Below are 16,924 nucleotides of genomic sequence, written 5' to 3' on the forward strand. Positions count from 1 at the left end.
ATGCTGCTGACCATTGACGTGGGCAACACCCACACCGTTCTGGGCCTCTTCGACGGCGAGGAGATCGTCGAGCACTGGCGGATCTCCACCGACGCCCGCCGCACCGCCGACGAGCTCGCCGTCCTCCTCCAGGGCCTGATGGGCATGCACCCGCTGCTCGGCGACGACCTGGGCGACGGCATCGAGGGCATCGCCATCTGCTCCACCGTGCCCTCCGTCCTGCACGAGCTGCGCGAGGTCACCCGCCGCTACTACGGCGATGTGCCCGCCGTCCTGGTGGAGCCGGGCGTCAAGACGGGCGTGCCGATCCTGATGGACAACCCCAAGGAGGTCGGCGCCGACCGCATCATCAACGCCCTGGCGGCGGTCGAGCTCTACGGCGGTCCCGCGGTGGTCGTCGACTTCGGTACGGCCACCACCTTCGACGCGGTCAGCGCGCGCGGCGAGTACGTCGGCGGCGTGATCGCGCCGGGCATCGAGATCTCCGTGGACGCGCTGGGCGTCAAGGGCGCCCAGCTCCGCAAGATCGAACTCGCCCGGCCGCGCAGCGTCATCGGCAAGAACACCGTCGAGGCGATGCAGTCCGGCATCCTCTACGGCTTCGCCGGCCAGGTCGACGGCGTGGTCCAGCGGATGGCGCGGGAACTGGCCGAGGACCCGGACGAGGTCACCGTGATCGCCACCGGCGGGCTGGCGCCGATGGTGCTCGGCGAGTCCTCGGTGATCGACGCGCACGAGCCCTGGCTCACGCTCATCGGACTGCGACTGGTCTACGAGCGGAACATCGCCCGGTCCTGAGCAAGGCCGGAGCACCGGGCCGGAAGACCGGACCGGTGAACGGTGGTGCGGCTCGCTGCCGCGCCACCGTTCACGAATTAAGCGGCTTTTGTCGAAAACGGTCGTAAAGTCGCCACATGCCAATGCCAAACGGAACCCGCGGCGGCATGGCGTTCAGCGCCGATGAGTTGCGTGTGCTCCGTCGCGCCCTCGCCCATGCCCTCCAGACGGCGGACCGCGCCGCCCCGCCCGCCGCCCCCGGCCCGGAGTGGCCGCAGGACATCCGGGAATACCTCCGGCTGGCCGAGGCGGTCGACGAGGCGGTGTGCGAAGGCGGCCGGCTGCGCGCCTTCCTGCTCGCCGACCTCGTCCGCTACCGCGAAGCCCTGCCCGGCGCCGCCGTCGGCTACCTCGCGCACCTGAAGGAGGCGCTGGCGGCCGGGTACACCCCCGACGCCGACGACCTCGCCGCCCTGCGCGCGCTGTGCACCCCGCACATCGGGGCCGCCGAGCACGAACGCCGCAGCGCCCTGCTGCGCGACTGCGAGCAGCTCGCCGAACAATCCGTACGGGTCCGGCTCCGCGCGCTGCCAGGCGGCCGCTCAGGGCCCCGCAGCGGGGGCGAGCCGGACCCGACGCGAAAGCCCAAACCCGAGCGGAAGCCGGCACCCGCTCCGGCGCCGGGACCCAAGGCCCCGCGCCCGGACCGCCCGATCCCCACCCCGGGCGAGGTCTTCCCGCCGCGCCGCAAGCCCGCCCCGCCCCCCGAGAACCGCACCGCCTGAGCGCTGCGTACCCTGGCTGCGTAGCTTTTGGTTGCTTACGCCCTATGGGGAGGCCATACGCCATGGATTACGTCGCAGCGCTGCTCCCGCCCGTGGTGATGGCCGTGGCCTTCACCGCCCTGATCGTGACGATCATCAAGAGCCAGGGCGGGGAGAACAAGTCCAAGGAGGACGCCGCCGTGGACGCCGCACTGGCCCGCGCCGAGTCCGCCGGGGAGCCCAGCGCGCACGGCGCCTGAACCGCCCGCCGCCATTCGGGCGGCCCGCACGCACTGTCACGGCCCGGGACCCACCGTCCCGGGCCGTACATCCTTTTTCCGGCCCGGCACACGGGACGGCACAAACGCAACGAGATCAACGGGCATTCGCGACATCTCCCACTATTGTTCTTGTGTGCCGAGACCATTGGGTGATCTGGAAGACGCGGTCATGACGCGGGTCTGGGAGTGGAACCGCCCGGTCACCGTTCGAGAAGTCCTGGAAGATCTGCAGAAGGAACGGTCGATCGCCTACACCACGGTCATGACCGTATTGGACAACCTCCATCAGAAGGGCTGGGTGCGCCGCGAAGCAGAAGGCCGCGCCTATCGATATGAGGCGGTCTCCACTCGCGCCGCCTACGCGGCCGCACTGATGAACGAGGCATGGTCCGCCAGTGACAACCCCGCGGCCGCTCTTGTGGCCTTCTTCGGCATGATGTCGCCGGAACAGCGACATGCCCTGCGCGATGCCGTACGGATGGTGCAGGTCGACGAACCGGCCGAAGAGCCGGAAGCCGCAGAAGGCACGGAACGACAGGTGGAAGCGGCCCCGCGGCCCGCGCCGGCCGAAGAAGGCGGAGCACAAGCCGCGCCGGAAGCCGACGGGGAAGGCGGATCCTCCGAAGGGGATGAACCCGGGGCGGGCGCGGGCGGCAAGGGGCGATAGCGTCCCGGCATGCCTCCGCATTCAAAAGGCCTCACCGTTCGCCGCGCCAGGACCGGCGATGTGCCGGCCGTACGCCGTCTCATCGACGCCTACTCACGCGACGGGATCCTGCTCGACAAAGCCACCGTCACGCTTTACGAGGACATCCAGGAGTTCTGGGTCGCCGAGCGCGACGAAGACGGCGAGGTCGTCGGCTGCGGCGCACTCCACGTCATGTGGGAAGACCTGGCCGAGGTCCGCACCCTGGCCGTGGACCCGCAGCTGAAGGGCTCCGGCGTCGGCCACCAAGTGCTCGACAAGCTGTTGCGCACCGCCAGCCGGCTGGGAGTGCGGCGCATTTTCTGTCTCACCTTCGAAGTCGAGTTCTTCGGCAAGCACGGCTTCGTGGAGATCGGCGAGGCTCCCGTAGACGGTGATGTCTACAGCGAGCTGCTGCGTTCCTATGACGAGGGCGTTGCCGAGTTCCTCGGCCTCGAACGAGTGAAGCCCAACACCCTGGGTAACAGCCGGATGCTTCTGCACCTGTGATGAGTGTTCTATGTCCGAATCGCTCCCCTATCTCATGGCTACGGAAGCATGTGTTCCCCGGTCTGCGGGCAAGTGAACCCTACCCAAGGGTTTGTGTTTTTCCCGGAAAAGCGGTTTGCTTTCCGTCGTAATCCGCATTCGATGAAAGGGAAACCGGTGGCACAGAAGGTTCAGGTTCTTCTTGTCGACGACCTCGACGGCGGCGAGGCGGAGGAGACGGTGACGTTCGCTCTCGACGGCAAGTCCTACGAGATCGACCTCTCCGACACCAACGCGCAGAAGCTGCGTGAGTCGCTCGCGGAGTTCGTGAAGGCCGGTCGCCGTACCGGTGGGCGTTCCGCGGGTCGCGGCAAGGCGCGTGCGGTGGCTTCCGGCGCCGGCCAGGACACCGCGAAGATCCGCGCCTGGGCGAAGGAGAACGGCTACAACGTCAATGACCGCGGCCGTGTCCCCGCCGACATTCGCGAGGCATTCGAGAAGGCCAACGGCTGATCGCCGTAGGCGCGGTCCGATTGGGCATTACCAGCACGCAACAACCGGGCACGGTGGCACTCTGTCGCCGCCGCGCCCACGAGTCGTACGAGGTCGGGGACGCCCCCACCGTCCCCGATTCCTGTCCCGAGCCCCGTGGTGGGCAGGGAATTCTCCGCCTCGTACCCGGGCTGGGGAGGTCGCACCCATACCGCGGCCTCCCGCGCGCCGAATCCGCAGGGCGGCGATGCCGGTGACGTGCCAGTGGGGAACGACGGTGCCGGCATCCGGTCCCCGGCTCCTCGCGCCGTGAGATCCGAGGCGAGGGAACCCCACTCCAGCCATTCCAGGATTCCCGGGAGTTCCTCGGCGCCACCGGCCGCGATGAGCATGAGCAATTTCGGCCGATCAGACGGCTGCTTCCCGTCGCCTCCGGTCCGCAGGAGCGCCACCGGACCGGTCCGCGGCCAGCGCCGCAGGACGGCGCGGCCCGCGCTGGCCGGCATCTCCAGGACGTCGAAGCGCAGCCCCGTCAGCAGCTCGACCGGCTCGGATCCGGTGGTCGGCCAGCCCAGCTCGTCCTCGTACCAGCTGCGGACGTGGTCGAGAGGGCTGCGGGGGCGCGGAAGCACGCGGGCCATGCCCGGTGCAACTGCCCACCACCCGGGAAGTTACGCTGGGTAGGGGCACGGGAGCGGAACGTGTTCACGGAAGAGGCGTGGCGGGGCATTCGGTGGCGCGCGGATGTTCGCCCGTAGCGGATGGAAGCGGCCCGCGCCGCATGGAGTGTCAGTGGCAGCGGGTAAGACAGTCTCAGTGGGAAGAGACGGTGTGACCGGCGCACGAGGCGCCTCGACCCGGCCGATGGCGGGATGTGGGCGGCGTGTCGCAGAGTGGCGCGTTCGCCACGGGCGTAGTGGCCAAGGGCGTATATGCCTGGCCTGCGGGAACATCGTCTCGCACCATCGAGTTGGAGCAGATGTCAGCTGTTCGGCAGTAAATTTCCCCGCCGGAGCGGGGGTGATCCGGACGGGTGTCGGCAGTTGGAATGAGCTGTCCCGCCCCGCGGGACTAGCATGCGGAAGGACAGGGAGGGGACCGACCCCTAACTGCCTGACCGCTCTGAGGAGCGATTAACGATGTTCGAGAGGTTCACCGACCGTGCGCGGCGGGTTGTCGTCCTGGCTCAGGAAGAAGCCCGGATGCTCAACCACAACTACATCGGCACCGAGCACATCCTCCTGGGCCTGATCCACGAGGGTGAGGGTGTCGCCGCTAAGGCCCTGGAGAGCCTCGGGATTTCGCTCGAGGCGGTCCGCCAGCAGGTGGAGGAGATCATCGGGCAGGGGCAGCAGGCTCCGTCCGGTCACATCCCCTTCACTCCCCGTGCCAAGAAGGTCCTGGAGCTGTCGCTCCGCGAGGCCCTCCAGCTCGGCCACAACTACATCGGCACCGAGCACATCCTGCTCGGCCTGATCCGCGAGGGCGAGGGCGTCGCAGCCCAGGTCCTGGTGAAGCTGGGCGCCGATCTCAACCGGGTGCGGCAGCAGGTCATCCAGCTGCTCTCCGGCTACCAGGGCAAGGAAGCCGCCACCGCCGGCGGCCCCGCCGAGGGCACGCCCTCGACCTCCCTGGTCCTGGACCAGTTCGGCCGCAACCTCACGCAGGCCGCTCGCGAGACCAAGCTCGACCCGGTCATCGGGCGCGAGAAGGAAATCGAGCGCGTCATGCAGGTGCTGTCGCGCCGCACCAAGAACAACCCGGTCCTCATCGGCGAGCCCGGCGTCGGCAAGACGGCGGTCGTCGAGGGCCTGGCGCAGGCCATCGTCAAGGGCGAGGTGCCCGAGACCCTCAAGGACAAGCACCTCTACACCCTCGACCTCGGTGCCCTGGTCGCCGGCTCCCGCTACAGGGGCGACTTCGAAGAGCGCCTGAAGAAGGTCCTCAAGGAGATCCGCACCCGCGGCGACATCATCCTGTTCATCGACGAGCTCCACACCCTGGTGGGTGCGGGCGCCGCCGAGGGCGCGATCGACGCCGCCAGCATCCTCAAGCCCATGCTGGCGCGAGGCGAGCTGCAGACCATCGGTGCCACGACGCTCGACGAGTACCGCAAGCACCTGGAGAAGGACGCCGCCCTCGAGCGCCGCTTCCAGCCCATCCAGGTCGCGGAGCCGTCGCTGCCGCACACCATCGAGATCCTCAAGGGTCTGCGGGACCGCTACGAGGCCCACCACCGCGTGTCCATCACGGACTCCGCGCTGGTCGCCGCGGCCACTCTCGCCGACCGCTACATCTCCGACCGCTTCCTGCCGGACAAGGCGATCGACCTGATCGACGAGGCCGGCTCCCGGATGCGGATCCGCCGCATGACCGCACCGCCGGACCTGCGCGAATTCGACGAGAAGATCGCCGATGTGCGCCGGGAGAAGGAGTCCGCGATCGACTCGCAGGACTTCGAGATGGCCGCGGGCCTGCGCGACAAGGAGAAGCAGCTCCTGGCCGCGAAGGCGAAGCGGGAGAAGGAGTGGAAGGCCGGCGACATGGACGTCGTCGCCGAGGTGGACGAGGAGCTGATCGCCGAGGTCCTGGCCACGGCCACCGGCATCCCCGTCTTCAAGCTCACCGAGGAGGAGTCCTCGCGTCTGCTCCGCATGGAGGACGAGCTCCACAAGCGCGTCATCGGCCAGAAGGACGCCATCAAGGCGCTCTCCCAGGCCATCCGCCGCACCCGTGCCGGCCTGAAGGACCCCAAGCGTCCCGGTGGCTCGTTCATCTTCGCCGGCCCGTCCGGTGTCGGTAAGACCGAGCTGTCCAAGACGCTGGCGGAGTTCCTCTTCGGCGACGAGGACGCGCTGATCTCCCTCGACATGTCGGAGTTCAGCGAGAAGCACACGGTCTCGCGACTGTTCGGCTCGCCTCCCGGCTACGTCGGCTACGAAGAGGGCGGTCAGCTCACCGAGAAGGTGCGCCGCAAGCCGTTCTCCGTCGTGCTCTTCGACGAGGTCGAGAAGGCCCACCCGGACATCTTCAACTCGCTGCTGCAGATCCTGGAGGACGGTCGCCTGACCGACTCCCAGGGCCGGGTCGTGGACTTCAAGAACACGGTCATCATCATGACGACCAACCTCGGCACGCGGGACATCTCCAAGGGCTTCAACCTCGGCTTCGCGGCCCAGGGCGACACCAAGTCCAGCTACGAGCGGATGAAGAACAAGGTCAACGAAGAGCTCAAGCAGCACTTCCGCCCCGAGTTCCTCAACCGTGTCGACGACACCGTCGTCTTCCACCAGCTGACCGAGGAAGACATCATCCAGATCGTCGACCTCATGATCGCCAAGGTGGACGAGCGGCTCAAGGACCGCGACATGGGCATCGAGCTCAGCGGCGAGGCCAAGTCGCTGCTGGCCAAGCGCGGGTACGACCCGGTGCTCGGCGCCCGTCCGCTGCGCCGCACGATCCAGCGCGAGATCGAGGACGCCCTCTCGGAGAAGATCCTCTTCAGCGAGCTGCGTCCGGGCCACATCGTGGTCGTCGACGTCGAGGGCGAGGGTGACAGCGCCAAGTTCACCTTCCGCGGCGAGGAGAAGTCCGCACTGCCGGACGCCCCGCCGATCGAGTCCGCGGCCGGCGGCTCGGGCCCGAACCTGAGCAAGGACGCCTGAAAGGACGCCTGAGCGGATCGCGCCCCGAGCGCCTATCCGCAAAGGGCGCATAGGGCACATAGGGCACATAAGGGACTGCCCCGGAATCGTTTCGTGCGATTCCGGGGCAGTCCCTTTTCCCGTTCTGCGGGATTGCGAAGCGGAGAAAGCGACCCGGTATGCACACGAGGGGCTATTTTCGGTCACCGAATGCGCCAAACGTATCGGCGCCCCTTCGCCTCCCCCGGCCGCCCGCTACATCCGCACCATGCGAATGCCGTCGGGAACACCGTTCACCGGCGGAATACGGCGGCCGATCCGAAGCGTGTCGAGATTCGGAAAGGCCGACAGCCACTCCATGGAGCCCCCCAGGTCGTAGGCGAGCCACAGCCGGGTCAGGCCCTCGGCCGGAGCGATGCCCTCGATCAGCTGATCGGGGGTGAAATACCCGTCGATCCGCAGATGCGGACGGCCGCCCAGCCGGCGCAGCGCATGCAGTTCCTCCAGGTCGCAGACCGGGAAATACAACTCGGCCGGTTCGAGATGGGCGATGATCTCGCGGGCGTAGCGGGCCGTGTCATAGCGGCGCCAGGCCCCGGCGAGCTGCGCCCGGATGTCGTGATGCGCCCGCTCACGCAGCCCCACCAGATAGTCGATCGCCATATCGTCCGCGATCGAGGTGGCGGTGATCGCGAGCAGCTGCGCCTCGCTGTCGGAGGCCTCGGCCGGGTCGGGGAGCATCTCCAGCACGATCGGCCCGATCCAGCCCAGGGCACGGGCCGCCGACGGAGTGCTGGGGCGCACCATGTCGCGGGTGAAACGCCGCACCCGCGCCCGGACCGCCGGATCCAGCTCGGTGGCGTGCTCCAGACAGGCCGCCGCCAGCAGCTTGCGGTGCCGGGCCTCGGCGGCCCGTACGCCCGCGTGCGGCGCGAGCAGCCCGTCGAGCAGGGCCGCGCACTCATCGGGGCGGGCCAGCGCCACGGCCATCCGGATGACGTCCTCCCAGTCGTCGTGGTGCGCATGGTCGAGCAGCAGGGCGAAGTCGTGCCGCTGAACGGCGGCGCGGGCCGACAGGTAGTCCTGGAACGTGCGGTGCACGAAGTCGACGGTGCCGGGCGTGGGCTCACGCAGCAGCCCGGTCCGGTTCAGCAGATGCCGGAACACCTCCTGCGGGCCGCCCTGGCGGGCCGCGTCCGGGATGGCGGGCAGATGCCGGGCCAGGGTGTCGACGGCCGTCGCCTGATCCATCTCCGAGCGGCCGTTGACCAGCATCCAGTGAGCGAGCTTCTGCAACAGCTGGATCTTGGGCTGCCGGGTCAGCTCCACACCGTCGGTGGCGACCATCGCCCGCTCCCGGTCACGCCGCTCCAGCAGCATCGACAGTGCCGCGTCGTAGAGCTCCTTGCGGCCGTTGGGCAGATAGCCGCGGCGATCGCGGTGCAGGGCGCACAGCAGCCCGCACATCAACGGATTGGTCGCCAGCCGCCCCAGATCGCGGGTGATGCGTACGGCGTTGAGCAGCGTCCGCTCGTAATGGCCGAGCCGGTCGAGATCCGCCGGGCTCCGCTGGGCGGCCGCACGGTGCCAGCGCTGGATGAACGCGGCCACGTCCTCACGGCTCATCGGTGCCAGCGACACCTCGCCGAACCCCTCCGCGGCGAGCCAGCCGGCGGGCACGGCGGACGGCCGGGAGGTGACGATCCAGACGTTCCCCGGGTACCGGGCCGCCCACTCGCCGAGCTTGCCGCGCAGCTGCTCGCGGTCGCTCTCCGGGGCCTCGTCGAGCCCGTCGACCAGCAGCAGCGCCCGCCCGGCACCGAGCACCCGCCGCGCCCAGCCGTCCGGCGCCGCCTCGGCGTCCCGATAGCCGACGGCGCTCACCAACGTCTCCGGGGAGGGCAGGCCCTCGCGGGCGAAGCGGCGTACCGGCAGCAGGAACGGGACCCTGCCGCGCAGCGCCGCCAGCGCCTCGGGCAGCTCATCGCGGGCGGTGGCGACGGCCAGCCACTGCAGCAGCGTCGTCTTGCCGGACCCGGCCACCCCGCGGATCAGGACCTGGTCGCGACCGGACAGCGCCTGCTCGGCGGGGAGCGGAGGGTCGTCCTGCTCGGTGCCCTCGCGGCCGTCCGGGGAGCCGGACTCGCACCGCAGCCCCAGATAGGCGGCGTCCAGCGGCCAGCTGTCGGGGGAGTGGGCGAGGTCGATGCCGAAGATCGTGAGGTGGTTGTGGAGCGCGGCGGTGTCCTGGGCGTAGCGCGCCTCGAAGGCGGCGTCCGCGCCGGCCCGGTCCCCGCGGGACGGTGGCGGGACGGCGGCGCGCTGCCCGTGGACCAGCTCGGCGAGGGTACGGGTCTGCTCGACGAGGGTGCGGGCGACGTACGTCGAGCGCTGGGTGAGGAAGTGCAGGATGTGCAGGGCCGCGACGTCCATGAGGAGGCCGTGTGTCCGGGCCGCGTCGCCGGTCAGGGACGCGGTGCCGCCCGGCACGGCCTCGCACAGCCGGCGGGCGAACTCGGCGGGCAGCAGCCGGGCCGCTTCGACGTCGTCCATCTCGATGTCGGCGAGCGCCCGGAGACTGCGGGCCACGGCGGTGGCCAGGGCCGGCTCCTCCCCGCCGGTCGCCAGCTCGACCAGTGCCGCCGCGAGGCCGTCCAGCTCCCGTTCCGTCAGCAGCGGCTTCTCACCGGCGAAGGAGACCAGGCGGGAGATCCGCACCGGCCGGTCGGCCGGCTCGGCCGCCGGCTCGTCGGTGCGGAAGAGCCGGCGGATCAGCGGGTCGACGGCGCGCGGCGCCAGGCGGGCGGCAAGGGCGGAGGGATCCATGGGCTGCTTCCCGTAACTGCGGTGCTGGGCCGGGCGGTTGAGGAGTGCCCTCCAGCCTACGTGCGGGGGCGCGGGAAGACAGTCAGTTTGGTACCGGGAGGGAGGGGGTGGCCGCCGGGCGCGGGGTGGAGGTGGGAGAGATGGACCTCTTGGAGGTCGGGCAGGGAGGTCAAGGGGGGAAGGGTGAGGGGGGCATCGATCATGCCGTACAGCTGAAGCGTGCGGACGCCGGGGAAGGCCGGGAGGGCCGAGTCCAGCACATATCTCAAGTGCGTTGCCGGGTGACGCGATGGGTTGAGGATGCTCAGCGTCTTGACGTGGGGAAGCCGGAGACCGCGAGGCATGCGCAGCGTGACGTCTTCGTCTGCCAAGCCGAACGAGAACGCCTCCAGTGTGCTCAGTGAGGCCAGTGCGTGCCACTGGTCCTCGGCGAAGTCGTCTGTGATGCGGTGCAGTTGGACGCTGCGCATCTCGGGCCAGAACGCCAGGGTGGTGAATTCCGCGCCGATCGGCTGACCGAGAGTCAGGCGGCTCAACGGGGCAGCTACGGGGAGTGCGGCCAAGCCTTCCGGCGGGAGCGCCGAGTGGAGGAACAAGTCGCGTGTGTGACGCAGAAGGCTGAGTCCGTGCGGAGTACGCGCATCTTTGTCGGGTGGCCCGGAGATGGCCAGGGTGTGGATGCCATGGTCCGCGAGTGGAGCGACGCTTTCGACGCAGGGACAGTCCCAGAGCTGCAGCCACTCCAGGGCCGGGAACTCGCGGAGGAAAGCGAGGTCGGTGACCTCTGGGTTCCCCATGATGGACAGGCTCACGACGGACTCGGGCCGCAGCGCGTAGAGCAGTTCCTGTGCGGTGAAGGGACCGTTCACCGAGACCCGGGGGCGACCACCGAGTGCTCTGAGCGCGCGCAGTTCGGAACGAGAGGTGACGGTGACGGTCACCTCGGGGGCGAGGTGCCGGATGATCTCCTGGGCGTACTGGTCCGAATCGTATCCGGGCCAGGCAACCGCAAGCTGGTGCCCGGTTTCCGTCCAGGGGTGATCCCGGAAGCGTTTCATGACCTCCAGCCCCGCATCCGAGCCGATGAGCGCGGCGGTCACCACCACCTCCTGCGCCTCGTCGTCCTCCAGACCGTCCGGTCCGGGCAGCAGCTCCAGCACGAGGGGCCCCACTTCGGCGAGCAGCCTCGACTCCTCGCGGCTGCGCGGCGGCAGAATCGCCCGCGCCCGCTCGTTGACCTCCTGACGTACGCGCGGATCGAGCTCCGTGGCGTGCTCCAGGCATGCCATGGCCAGGAGGTGGACGCGCAGGCGGGCGGCGTCGCTCCCGGCGCCGTCGCCGCGGGCGAGCAACCCGCGTAGGAAGTCCGCCCGTTCACGCGGCCGGGCGTGCGCCACCGCCATCCGCAGCACGTCCTCCCACTGGGAGTCCTCCGCATGCGCCACCAGCAGCCCGAAGTCCCCGTCCTCGACCGCCGCCTTCGCCCCCAGGTAGTCCTGGAACGTACGGTGGACGAATTCGACCGAGCCCGGCGTCGGCTCGCGCAGCAGCCCGCTGCGCAGCAGCAGATGCCGCAGGACGCCCGGTGCCGAGCCCTGCTCCGCCGCCGCCGGAACCGCCGGCAGCGCATCGCCGATGATCCGCTCCGCCCGCTCCCGGTCCAGCTCCGTACGGCCGTTGCGGATGAGCCAGTACGCCAGCCGCTGCAGCAGCTGGATCTGCGGCTCTTCGCTCAGCTCGATGCCCGTGGGGGCGGCCATATCGCGTTCGCGGTCGCGGCGGGAGAGCAGCATCGACAGCGCCGCGTCGTACAGCTCCTTGCGGCCGGTGGGCAGATAGCCGCGGCGGTCGCGGTGCAGCGCGCAGATCAGCCCGCACATGAGGGGATTGGTGGCCAGCCGCGCGAGGTCCTGCTTGGTGTGGACGGCGGCCAGCAGGGACTGCCGGTAGGCGTCGAGGCGTTCGGTGTCCTCGGCGTCGCAACGGGCCGCGTCGTGCCAGCGGCCGATGAACGCGGCGACCTCGGTGCCGCGCATGGGGGACAGCGTCAGCTCGCCGAAGCCGTCGGAGGCCAGCCAGTCGTCGCGTACGGCGGAGGGGCGGGTGGTGACCAGCCACCGGTTGTCCGGGAACGCGTCGAGCAGATCGCGCAGCCAGCGGCGGGCCTGCTCGCGCTCACGGTCGGGGATCTCGTCCAGGCCGTCGACGAGGAGGAGCGCCCGCCCGGAGGACATCACGCGGTCGGCCCAGCCACCGGGCTGCGACCCGGAGACCGGGCAGCCGACCGCGGCGAGGAAGCGGTCCGGGGTGGGCAGGGGCGCGCCGTCGCGGGTGAGGGTGCGCAGCGGGAGGACGAAGGGGATGCGGCCGTAGAGGTGGGGGAGGGGCGCCTGAGCGGGCGCCTTGGTGCAGGAGACGGCCAGCCACTGGACCAGGGTGCTCTTGCCGGAGCCCGCGACGCCGCGCAGCAGGACCCGGTCGCGGCCGGCCAGGGCCTGGTCGGCGGGGGCGGGAGCGGACGGGCCGATCGGATGGAGATCGTCCTCGACCCAGGGGCCGCCGAGGGGGTTCACCTCGCGCGCGCCCGACGCCGTCGCCTCCAGGCTCATATACGCCGCGTCCAGCGGCCACCGGTCCGGGGAGTTGGCCAGGTCGATGCCGTAGATGGTGAGCCGGCTGTGCTTGCGCGCCACGTAGGCGAGGTAGCTGCGCTCGAAGGCGGTGTCCGCCGCCGGCTGCGAGGGGTACCGGGCGAGGAACTCGTCGATCACCGTGATCAGGTCGTCCAGGCTGCGGCTCTGCTGGACCAGGGTGCGGGCCACGAAGGTCGAGCGCCGGCTGAAGAAGTGGACGATGTGCAGGCAGGCCGTGCCGAGCAGGGTGCCGTGCAGCAGCTCGGCGTCCCGGGACAGGCCGCGGACGGCGTGCGGGGCGGCCGCCTCCAGGCGCTCGGCCAGGGCGGTGGAGCCCAGCCGCACGGCCTGTACGTCGTCCATGTCGAGGTCGCCGAGGCCGCGCAGCGTGGTGGCGAGGGCGTCGGCCACGGCCTGCTGCTCGTCCTCGTCGACCGGGCGCTCGCCGGGGCCGGCGGCGCGGACGGCGCGGTCCACCAGCTCCGCGGCGAGGCGGCGCAGGTCCTTGTCGGACAGCGTGCGCTTCTCGCCCTTGAAGGACACCAGCGCGGAGAGTCGTACGGGTGCCGGGGTCAGGCCGGCGCCCGGCCCCTCCTTGACGAACAGCTTCCGGACCAGCGGCGCCACCACGCCGGAGGCGAGCCGGACGCCGACTGTTGACGGGTCCATCGTGCGCTGTGCCCTCCCCCGTGGCCGGTGCCGACGCCGTCGGGCCAGGTTAGCGGGAAAGGGTGTGGCGGCGGTCACGGAATTCGGTATTCCGCCGGCTTCCGAAGGGTGCGTTCGACGGGCCCGGGTAACCCACGTCACAAATAACCGAGTAACCCGGGTCACACGGAAAAGGCATTTGATCTCGTCCGGGCGTGACATGACGCACAGGCGATATGACGCCTACTAAAAGAATTAGGGGAAGTGCGGCGCCGGGGCGCAGGGGATGTCGGGCTCCGGCGCGGGGGTGCCGGGCGGCTAGCGGGGCGAGCGGCGCACCACCCGTGCCACGTACGGGTAAAAAGCCTGATCAGAGCAGGTATGGCAGGCGCCATGCATGACCGAAATGAACCTGTTTAGAGGGTTTCGTTCGATCGATCATCGACGGCGCAAGGGCCTGAACCACACGCTGCCCAATACGGGGCGGGTTAGTAGAAAGCCCCCTTGGCGGGATGGTTCGGGCGGGTTACCAAGGAATGGCGATCCCGGTCCGCAGCCGGGAAACCAATCAAATTCCGGAGGGCAAACCCGCATGTCGAAGTTCACCGCCATACGTAATTCGAAGAAGTCCGTGCTGCGTAACCGCGCCGCCGTTGTCGCCGCCGGTATCGGTGTGACCGCCGCGCTCGGCGCCGGTGTCGCCTCCGCCGCCGACGGCGGCCTGCTGAGCCTCACCTCCGGCGTCGGCAAGACCGTCTCCGCCCAGGCCGACGCGCAGGCCAAGGCCGCCGCCGACGCCAAGGCGGCCAAGGTCGCCAAGGCCGCGAAGGCGGCCAAGGCCAAGAAGGACGCCGCCAAGAAGGCGAACGCCTGGGGCAAGCCGGTGGAGAAGTACACCCTCGGCTCGACCTTCGGCCTGGCCGGCAGCCACTGGTCGCACAACCACAGTGGTCAGGACTTCGTCGTGCCGACCGGCACCGCCGTGAAGTCCGTCCACAAGGGCACCGTCGTCAAGGCCGGCCCCTGGGGTGGCGGCGACGGCCCGGCGTACGGCAACGCGATCGTGATCCGTCACGACAACGGCATGTACACCCAGTACGCGCACCTGTCACAGATCAAGGTCCAGCCCGGCCAGCGGGTCGGCACCGGCCAGCTGATCGGCCTGTCCGGCAGCACCGGCAACTCCACCGGCCCCCACCTGCACTTCGAGGTCCGTACCGGTCCCAACTACGGGACGGGCATCGAGCCGACCGGATTCCTGCGGGCTCACGGCGCTTCCGTCTGAGCTGAGTCCGGCCGGACTGGCCGGCGGTTCGGCGGGTTCGCCGCCGTGACCAGTTCTGTGGCGACCTCGAGGATGGCCTTGCGCTTCTCCTCGGGGTCGCCTTCGACGTTCTGCATCGCGAACATGCCCGCATGCATGGAGAACAGCGCCGTGATGCAGCGCACCTGATCCGACAGCTCGGAATCGGGCTCCTTCAGCAGGCCGAAGAGGGTCAGCATCCGCTCCTTGAACCGCTCGCCGATGCTCAGGTCGCGCACCGCGGCCTGGTTCTCCTGCATGAAGCGGAAGAGCGGCTCGGCCGCGCGCAGGGACTCGCTGTAGCGGCGGATCAGCTCGTGCTTGGTCTCCAGAGTGCGCGGCTGCTCCTGGGCCCAGACGATCAGCTCGTCGATCGGGCTGGTCAGGTCCTGGAACAGGCTGATGACGATGTCTTCCTTGGTCTTGAAGTGGTAGTACAGCGCCGCCTTGGTGACCTCGAGCTTCTCGGCGATCTCGCGCAGCGAGGTCTTCTCGTAGCCCTGCTCGGAGAACAGCTCCAGAGCGACGTCCTGGATGCGCTGGCGGGTGTTTCCCCTGCGCGCCTGCGGTGTGCTCATGCTGCTCTCCTGCGTCGTCGGTACTGGTCAGAGGGCTGCCCGGGTGGGCGCCAAGGAAACTTACTTGACGCCCGGCTAGTTGCCCGCCTACCTTCATCACTGTAACGAACTAGCCGGGCGGCAAGTAAGTAGGAGTGAAGTAATGGGGAAGTCGCAGGCTGCGACCCCGACGGGGGAAAGACAGCAGACCGCGGTCGAGGAACGACCCGAGTCCGCACAGAGCACGGGGGCGGGCAAGCAGCCGGCGAGCGTACGGGTCGTGCTCTTCGCACTGATGATCGCGATGCTGCTCGCGATGCTGGACAACATGATCGTCGGCACCGCGATGCCGACCATCGTCGGCGAGCTGGGCGGCATGAGCCACCTGTCCTGGGTGGTCACCGCGTACACCCTCGCCACCGCCGCCTCGACGCCCATCTGGGGCAAGCTCGGCGACATGTACGGACGCAAGGGCGTCTTCCTCACGTCCATAGCCATCTTCCTGCTCGGCTCGGCGCTCTCCGGCATGGCCCAGGACATGGGCCAGCTCATCGGCTTCCGCGCCGTCCAGGGCCTGGGCGCGGGCGGACTCATGGTCGGCGTCATGGCGATCATCGGCGACCTGATCCCGCCGCGGGAACGCGGCAAGTACCAGGGCATGATGGCCGGCGTCATGGCCGTCGCGATGATCGGCGGACCACTGGTCGGCGGCACCATCACCGACCACCTCGGCTGGCGCTGGAGCTTCTACATCAACCTCCCGCTCGGCGCGATCGCCCTGGTCATGGTGACCGCGGTGCTGCACCTGCCCAAGAAGCGGTCGCAGACCCGCATCGACTACGTGGGCGCCGCGCTGCTCACCATCGGCATCACCGCGCTGGTACTGATCACCACCTGGGGCGGCACCGAGTACGACTGGCTGTCCACCCAGATCATCGGCCTCGCCCTCCTCGGCGTACTCGCGCTCCTCGCCTTCGTCCTGGTCGAGCGCAAGGTCAGCGAGCCGGTGCTGCCGCTGCACATCTTCCGCAACGGCAACTTCTCGCTCGTCACGCTCATCGGCTTCCTGGTCGGCTTCGTGATGTTCGGCTCGATGACGTTCCTGCCGCTGTTCCAGCAGACCGTGCAGGGCGCCTCGGCCACCAACTCCGGCCTGCTGCTGCTGCCGATGCTGCTCGCGATGATGGTCGTCTCCCTGTTCGCCGGCCGGGTCACCACCGCCAGCGGCAAGTACAAGGTCTTCGTCGTCGTCGGCGGCGGCCTGATCACCGCCGGCCTGGCGCTGCTGTCCCTGATGGACACCGACACCACCCGCTTCACCTCCGGCGTCTACATGGCGGTGCTCGGCGCCGGCATGGGCTTCCTGATGCAGACCACGATGCTGATCGCGCAGAACAGCGTCGAGATGAAGGACATGGGCGTCGGCTCCTCGTCCGCCACCCTCTTCCGTACGATCGGCGGCTCCTTCGGCGTCGCGATCTTCGGCGCGATCTTCACCCACCAGGTGGACTCCACGATGGTCGAGCGCCTCGGCAAGGCCGCCGGCGAGAAGATCACCAGCGGCGGAGCGCAGATGGACCCCAAGGGCCTCGCCCAGCTCCCGCCGATGATCAAGGACGCCTACGCGCACGCGGTGGCCTCCGGCACCCACCATGTCTTCCTCTGGGGCGCCGCCGTCAGCATCATCGGCTTCGCCGCAGCCTGGTTCCTCAAGGAGGTTCCGCTGCGCGGGGGCCCCGCCAAGGCGGAGTAAGTCTGCATCCCACGTTGTCGCCTGCGGCGCCGTGCCGGTGCCGCTGCGCTTGGGCTGGCTTCCCACGTTGTC

At 69.5% G+C, this 16,924-nt stretch carries 13 protein-coding genes; 9 read left to right on the plus strand and 4 right to left on the minus strand.

Going from position 1 to position 16,924, the window contains the following annotated elements:
- The 6 genes from ACZ5XZ_RS31095 to ACZ5XZ_RS31120 all read left to right on the plus strand — a co-directional run bounded on the left by ACZ5XZ_RS31095 (nucleotide 1) and on the right by ACZ5XZ_RS31120 (nucleotide 3,509).
- Entirely contained in the window at nucleotides 1–798 is a 798-nt protein-coding gene (locus tag ACZ5XZ_RS31095; RefSeq protein WP_384428101.1) for a type III pantothenate kinase, read from the plus strand.
- A 146-nt stretch (nucleotides 799–944) separates the two neighbouring features.
- Nucleotides 945–1,562: a hypothetical protein gene (locus tag ACZ5XZ_RS31100; protein WP_468984112.1), complete on the plus strand. Its 618-nt coding sequence runs from the start codon at nucleotides 945–947 to the stop codon at nucleotides 1,560–1,562.
- A 62-nt stretch (nucleotides 1,563–1,624) separates the two neighbouring features.
- Nucleotides 1,625–1,801, plus strand: coding sequence for a hypothetical protein (locus ACZ5XZ_RS31105; RefSeq protein WP_468984011.1), 177 nt, complete (start codon nucleotides 1,625–1,627; stop codon nucleotides 1,799–1,801).
- 190 nt (nucleotides 1,802–1,991) lie between these two features.
- The gene (locus ACZ5XZ_RS31110) at nucleotides 1,992–2,489 is read left to right on the plus strand and encodes a BlaI/MecI/CopY family transcriptional regulator (RefSeq protein ID WP_468984115.1); all 498 of its coding nucleotides are present in this window, start codon (nucleotides 1,992–1,994) and stop codon (nucleotides 2,487–2,489) included.
- A 9-nt stretch (nucleotides 2,490–2,498) separates the two neighbouring features.
- The gene (locus ACZ5XZ_RS31115; RefSeq protein WP_468984013.1) at nucleotides 2,499–3,017 is read left to right on the plus strand and encodes an amino-acid N-acetyltransferase; all 519 of its coding nucleotides are present in this window, start codon (nucleotides 2,499–2,501) and stop codon (nucleotides 3,015–3,017) included.
- Between the two features lie 156 nt (nucleotides 3,018–3,173).
- The gene (locus ACZ5XZ_RS31120) at nucleotides 3,174–3,509 is read left to right on the plus strand and encodes a histone-like nucleoid-structuring protein Lsr2 (protein ID WP_468984118.1); all 336 of its coding nucleotides are present in this window, start codon (nucleotides 3,174–3,176) and stop codon (nucleotides 3,507–3,509) included.
- Here the strand turns inward: ACZ5XZ_RS31120 and ACZ5XZ_RS31125 are convergent.
- Nucleotides 3,440–4,129 carry an SCO3374 family protein gene (locus ACZ5XZ_RS31125; RefSeq protein WP_468984016.1) on the minus strand — a complete coding sequence of 230 codons (690 nt, stop codon included), beginning with the start codon at nucleotides 4,127–4,129 and terminating at the stop codon, nucleotides 3,440–3,442. The genes ACZ5XZ_RS31120 and ACZ5XZ_RS31125 overlap by 70 nt on opposite strands.
- 498 nt (nucleotides 4,130–4,627) lie before the next feature.
- Here ACZ5XZ_RS31125 and ACZ5XZ_RS31130 point away from each other — a divergent pair, with 498 nt between their 5' ends.
- Nucleotides 4,628–7,153 carry an ATP-dependent Clp protease ATP-binding subunit gene (locus tag ACZ5XZ_RS31130; protein ID WP_468984018.1) on the plus strand — a complete coding sequence of 842 codons (2,526 nt, stop codon included), beginning with the start codon at nucleotides 4,628–4,630 and terminating at the stop codon, nucleotides 7,151–7,153.
- 234 nt (nucleotides 7,154–7,387) lie between these two features.
- On the opposite strand, the gene ACZ5XZ_RS31135 is transcribed toward ACZ5XZ_RS31130, so the two are convergent.
- Nucleotides 7,388–9,958, minus strand: a complete 2,571-nt coding sequence (locus ACZ5XZ_RS31135) for an NACHT domain-containing protein (protein WP_468984020.1) — start codon at nucleotides 9,956–9,958, stop codon at nucleotides 7,388–7,390.
- Between the two features lie 56 nt (nucleotides 9,959–10,014).
- Nucleotides 10,015–13,260 (minus strand): NACHT domain-containing protein, encoded by a 3,246-nt coding sequence (locus ACZ5XZ_RS31140; RefSeq protein ID WP_468984023.1) that lies wholly within the window; start codon nucleotides 13,258–13,260, stop codon nucleotides 10,015–10,017.
- A 571-nt stretch (nucleotides 13,261–13,831) separates the two neighbouring features.
- On the opposite strand from ACZ5XZ_RS31140, the gene ACZ5XZ_RS31145 reads away from it, so the two are divergent.
- A complete protein-coding gene (locus ACZ5XZ_RS31145; RefSeq protein ID WP_468984026.1) occupies nucleotides 13,832–14,524 on the plus strand; it encodes a M23 family metallopeptidase in 693 nt (230 codons plus the stop codon).
- On the opposite strand, the gene ACZ5XZ_RS31150 is transcribed toward ACZ5XZ_RS31145, so the two are convergent.
- Entirely contained in the window at nucleotides 14,506–15,120 is a 615-nt protein-coding gene (locus ACZ5XZ_RS31150; protein WP_384428115.1) for a TetR/AcrR family transcriptional regulator, read from the minus strand. The genes ACZ5XZ_RS31145 and ACZ5XZ_RS31150 overlap by 19 nt on opposite strands.
- Before the next feature lie 142 nt (nucleotides 15,121–15,262).
- Between ACZ5XZ_RS31150 and ACZ5XZ_RS31155 the strand changes: the two genes are divergently transcribed.
- Nucleotides 15,263–16,852, plus strand: a complete 1,590-nt coding sequence (locus tag ACZ5XZ_RS31155) for an MDR family MFS transporter (RefSeq protein ID WP_468984031.1) — start codon at nucleotides 15,263–15,265, stop codon at nucleotides 16,850–16,852.
- The last annotated feature ends 72 nt before the right edge of the window (nucleotides 16,853–16,924 follow it).

Source organism: Streptomyces sp. NPDC033270, assembly GCF_055576575.1.

Bases quoted from the DNA above. Each gene is read 5' to 3' on its own strand.
- ACZ5XZ_RS31095 (WP_384428101.1), top strand. From the start codon at position 1: ATGCTGCTGACCATTGACGTGGGCAACACCCACACCGTTCTGGGCCTC.
- ACZ5XZ_RS31100 (WP_468984112.1), top strand. From the start codon at position 945: ATGGCGTTCAGCGCCGATGAGTTGCGTGTGCTCCGTCGCGCCCTCGCC.
- ACZ5XZ_RS31105 (WP_468984011.1), top strand. From the start codon at position 1,625: ATGGATTACGTCGCAGCGCTGCTCCCGCCCGTGGTGATGGCCGTGGCC.
- ACZ5XZ_RS31110 (WP_468984115.1), top strand. From the start codon at position 1,992: ATGACGCGGGTCTGGGAGTGGAACCGCCCGGTCACCGTTCGAGAAGTC.
- ACZ5XZ_RS31115 (WP_468984013.1), top strand. From the start codon at position 2,499: ATGCCTCCGCATTCAAAAGGCCTCACCGTTCGCCGCGCCAGGACCGGC.
- ACZ5XZ_RS31125 (WP_468984016.1), bottom strand. From the start codon at position 4,129: ATGGCCCGCGTGCTTCCGCGCCCCCGCAGCCCTCTCGACCACGTCCGC.
- ACZ5XZ_RS31130 (WP_468984018.1), top strand. From the start codon at position 4,628: ATGTTCGAGAGGTTCACCGACCGTGCGCGGCGGGTTGTCGTCCTGGCT.
- ACZ5XZ_RS31135 (WP_468984020.1), bottom strand. From the start codon at position 9,958: ATGGATCCCTCCGCCCTTGCCGCCCGCCTGGCGCCGCGCGCCGTCGAC.
- ACZ5XZ_RS31140 (WP_468984023.1), bottom strand. From the start codon at position 13,260: ATGGACCCGTCAACAGTCGGCGTCCGGCTCGCCTCCGGCGTGGTGGCG.
- ACZ5XZ_RS31145 (WP_468984026.1), top strand. From the start codon at position 13,832: ATGTCGAAGTTCACCGCCATACGTAATTCGAAGAAGTCCGTGCTGCGT.
- ACZ5XZ_RS31150 (WP_384428115.1), bottom strand. From the start codon at position 15,120: ATGAGCACACCGCAGGCGCGCAGGGGAAACACCCGCCAGCGCATCCAG.
- ACZ5XZ_RS31155 (WP_468984031.1), top strand. From the start codon at position 15,263: ATGGGGAAGTCGCAGGCTGCGACCCCGACGGGGGAAAGACAGCAGACC.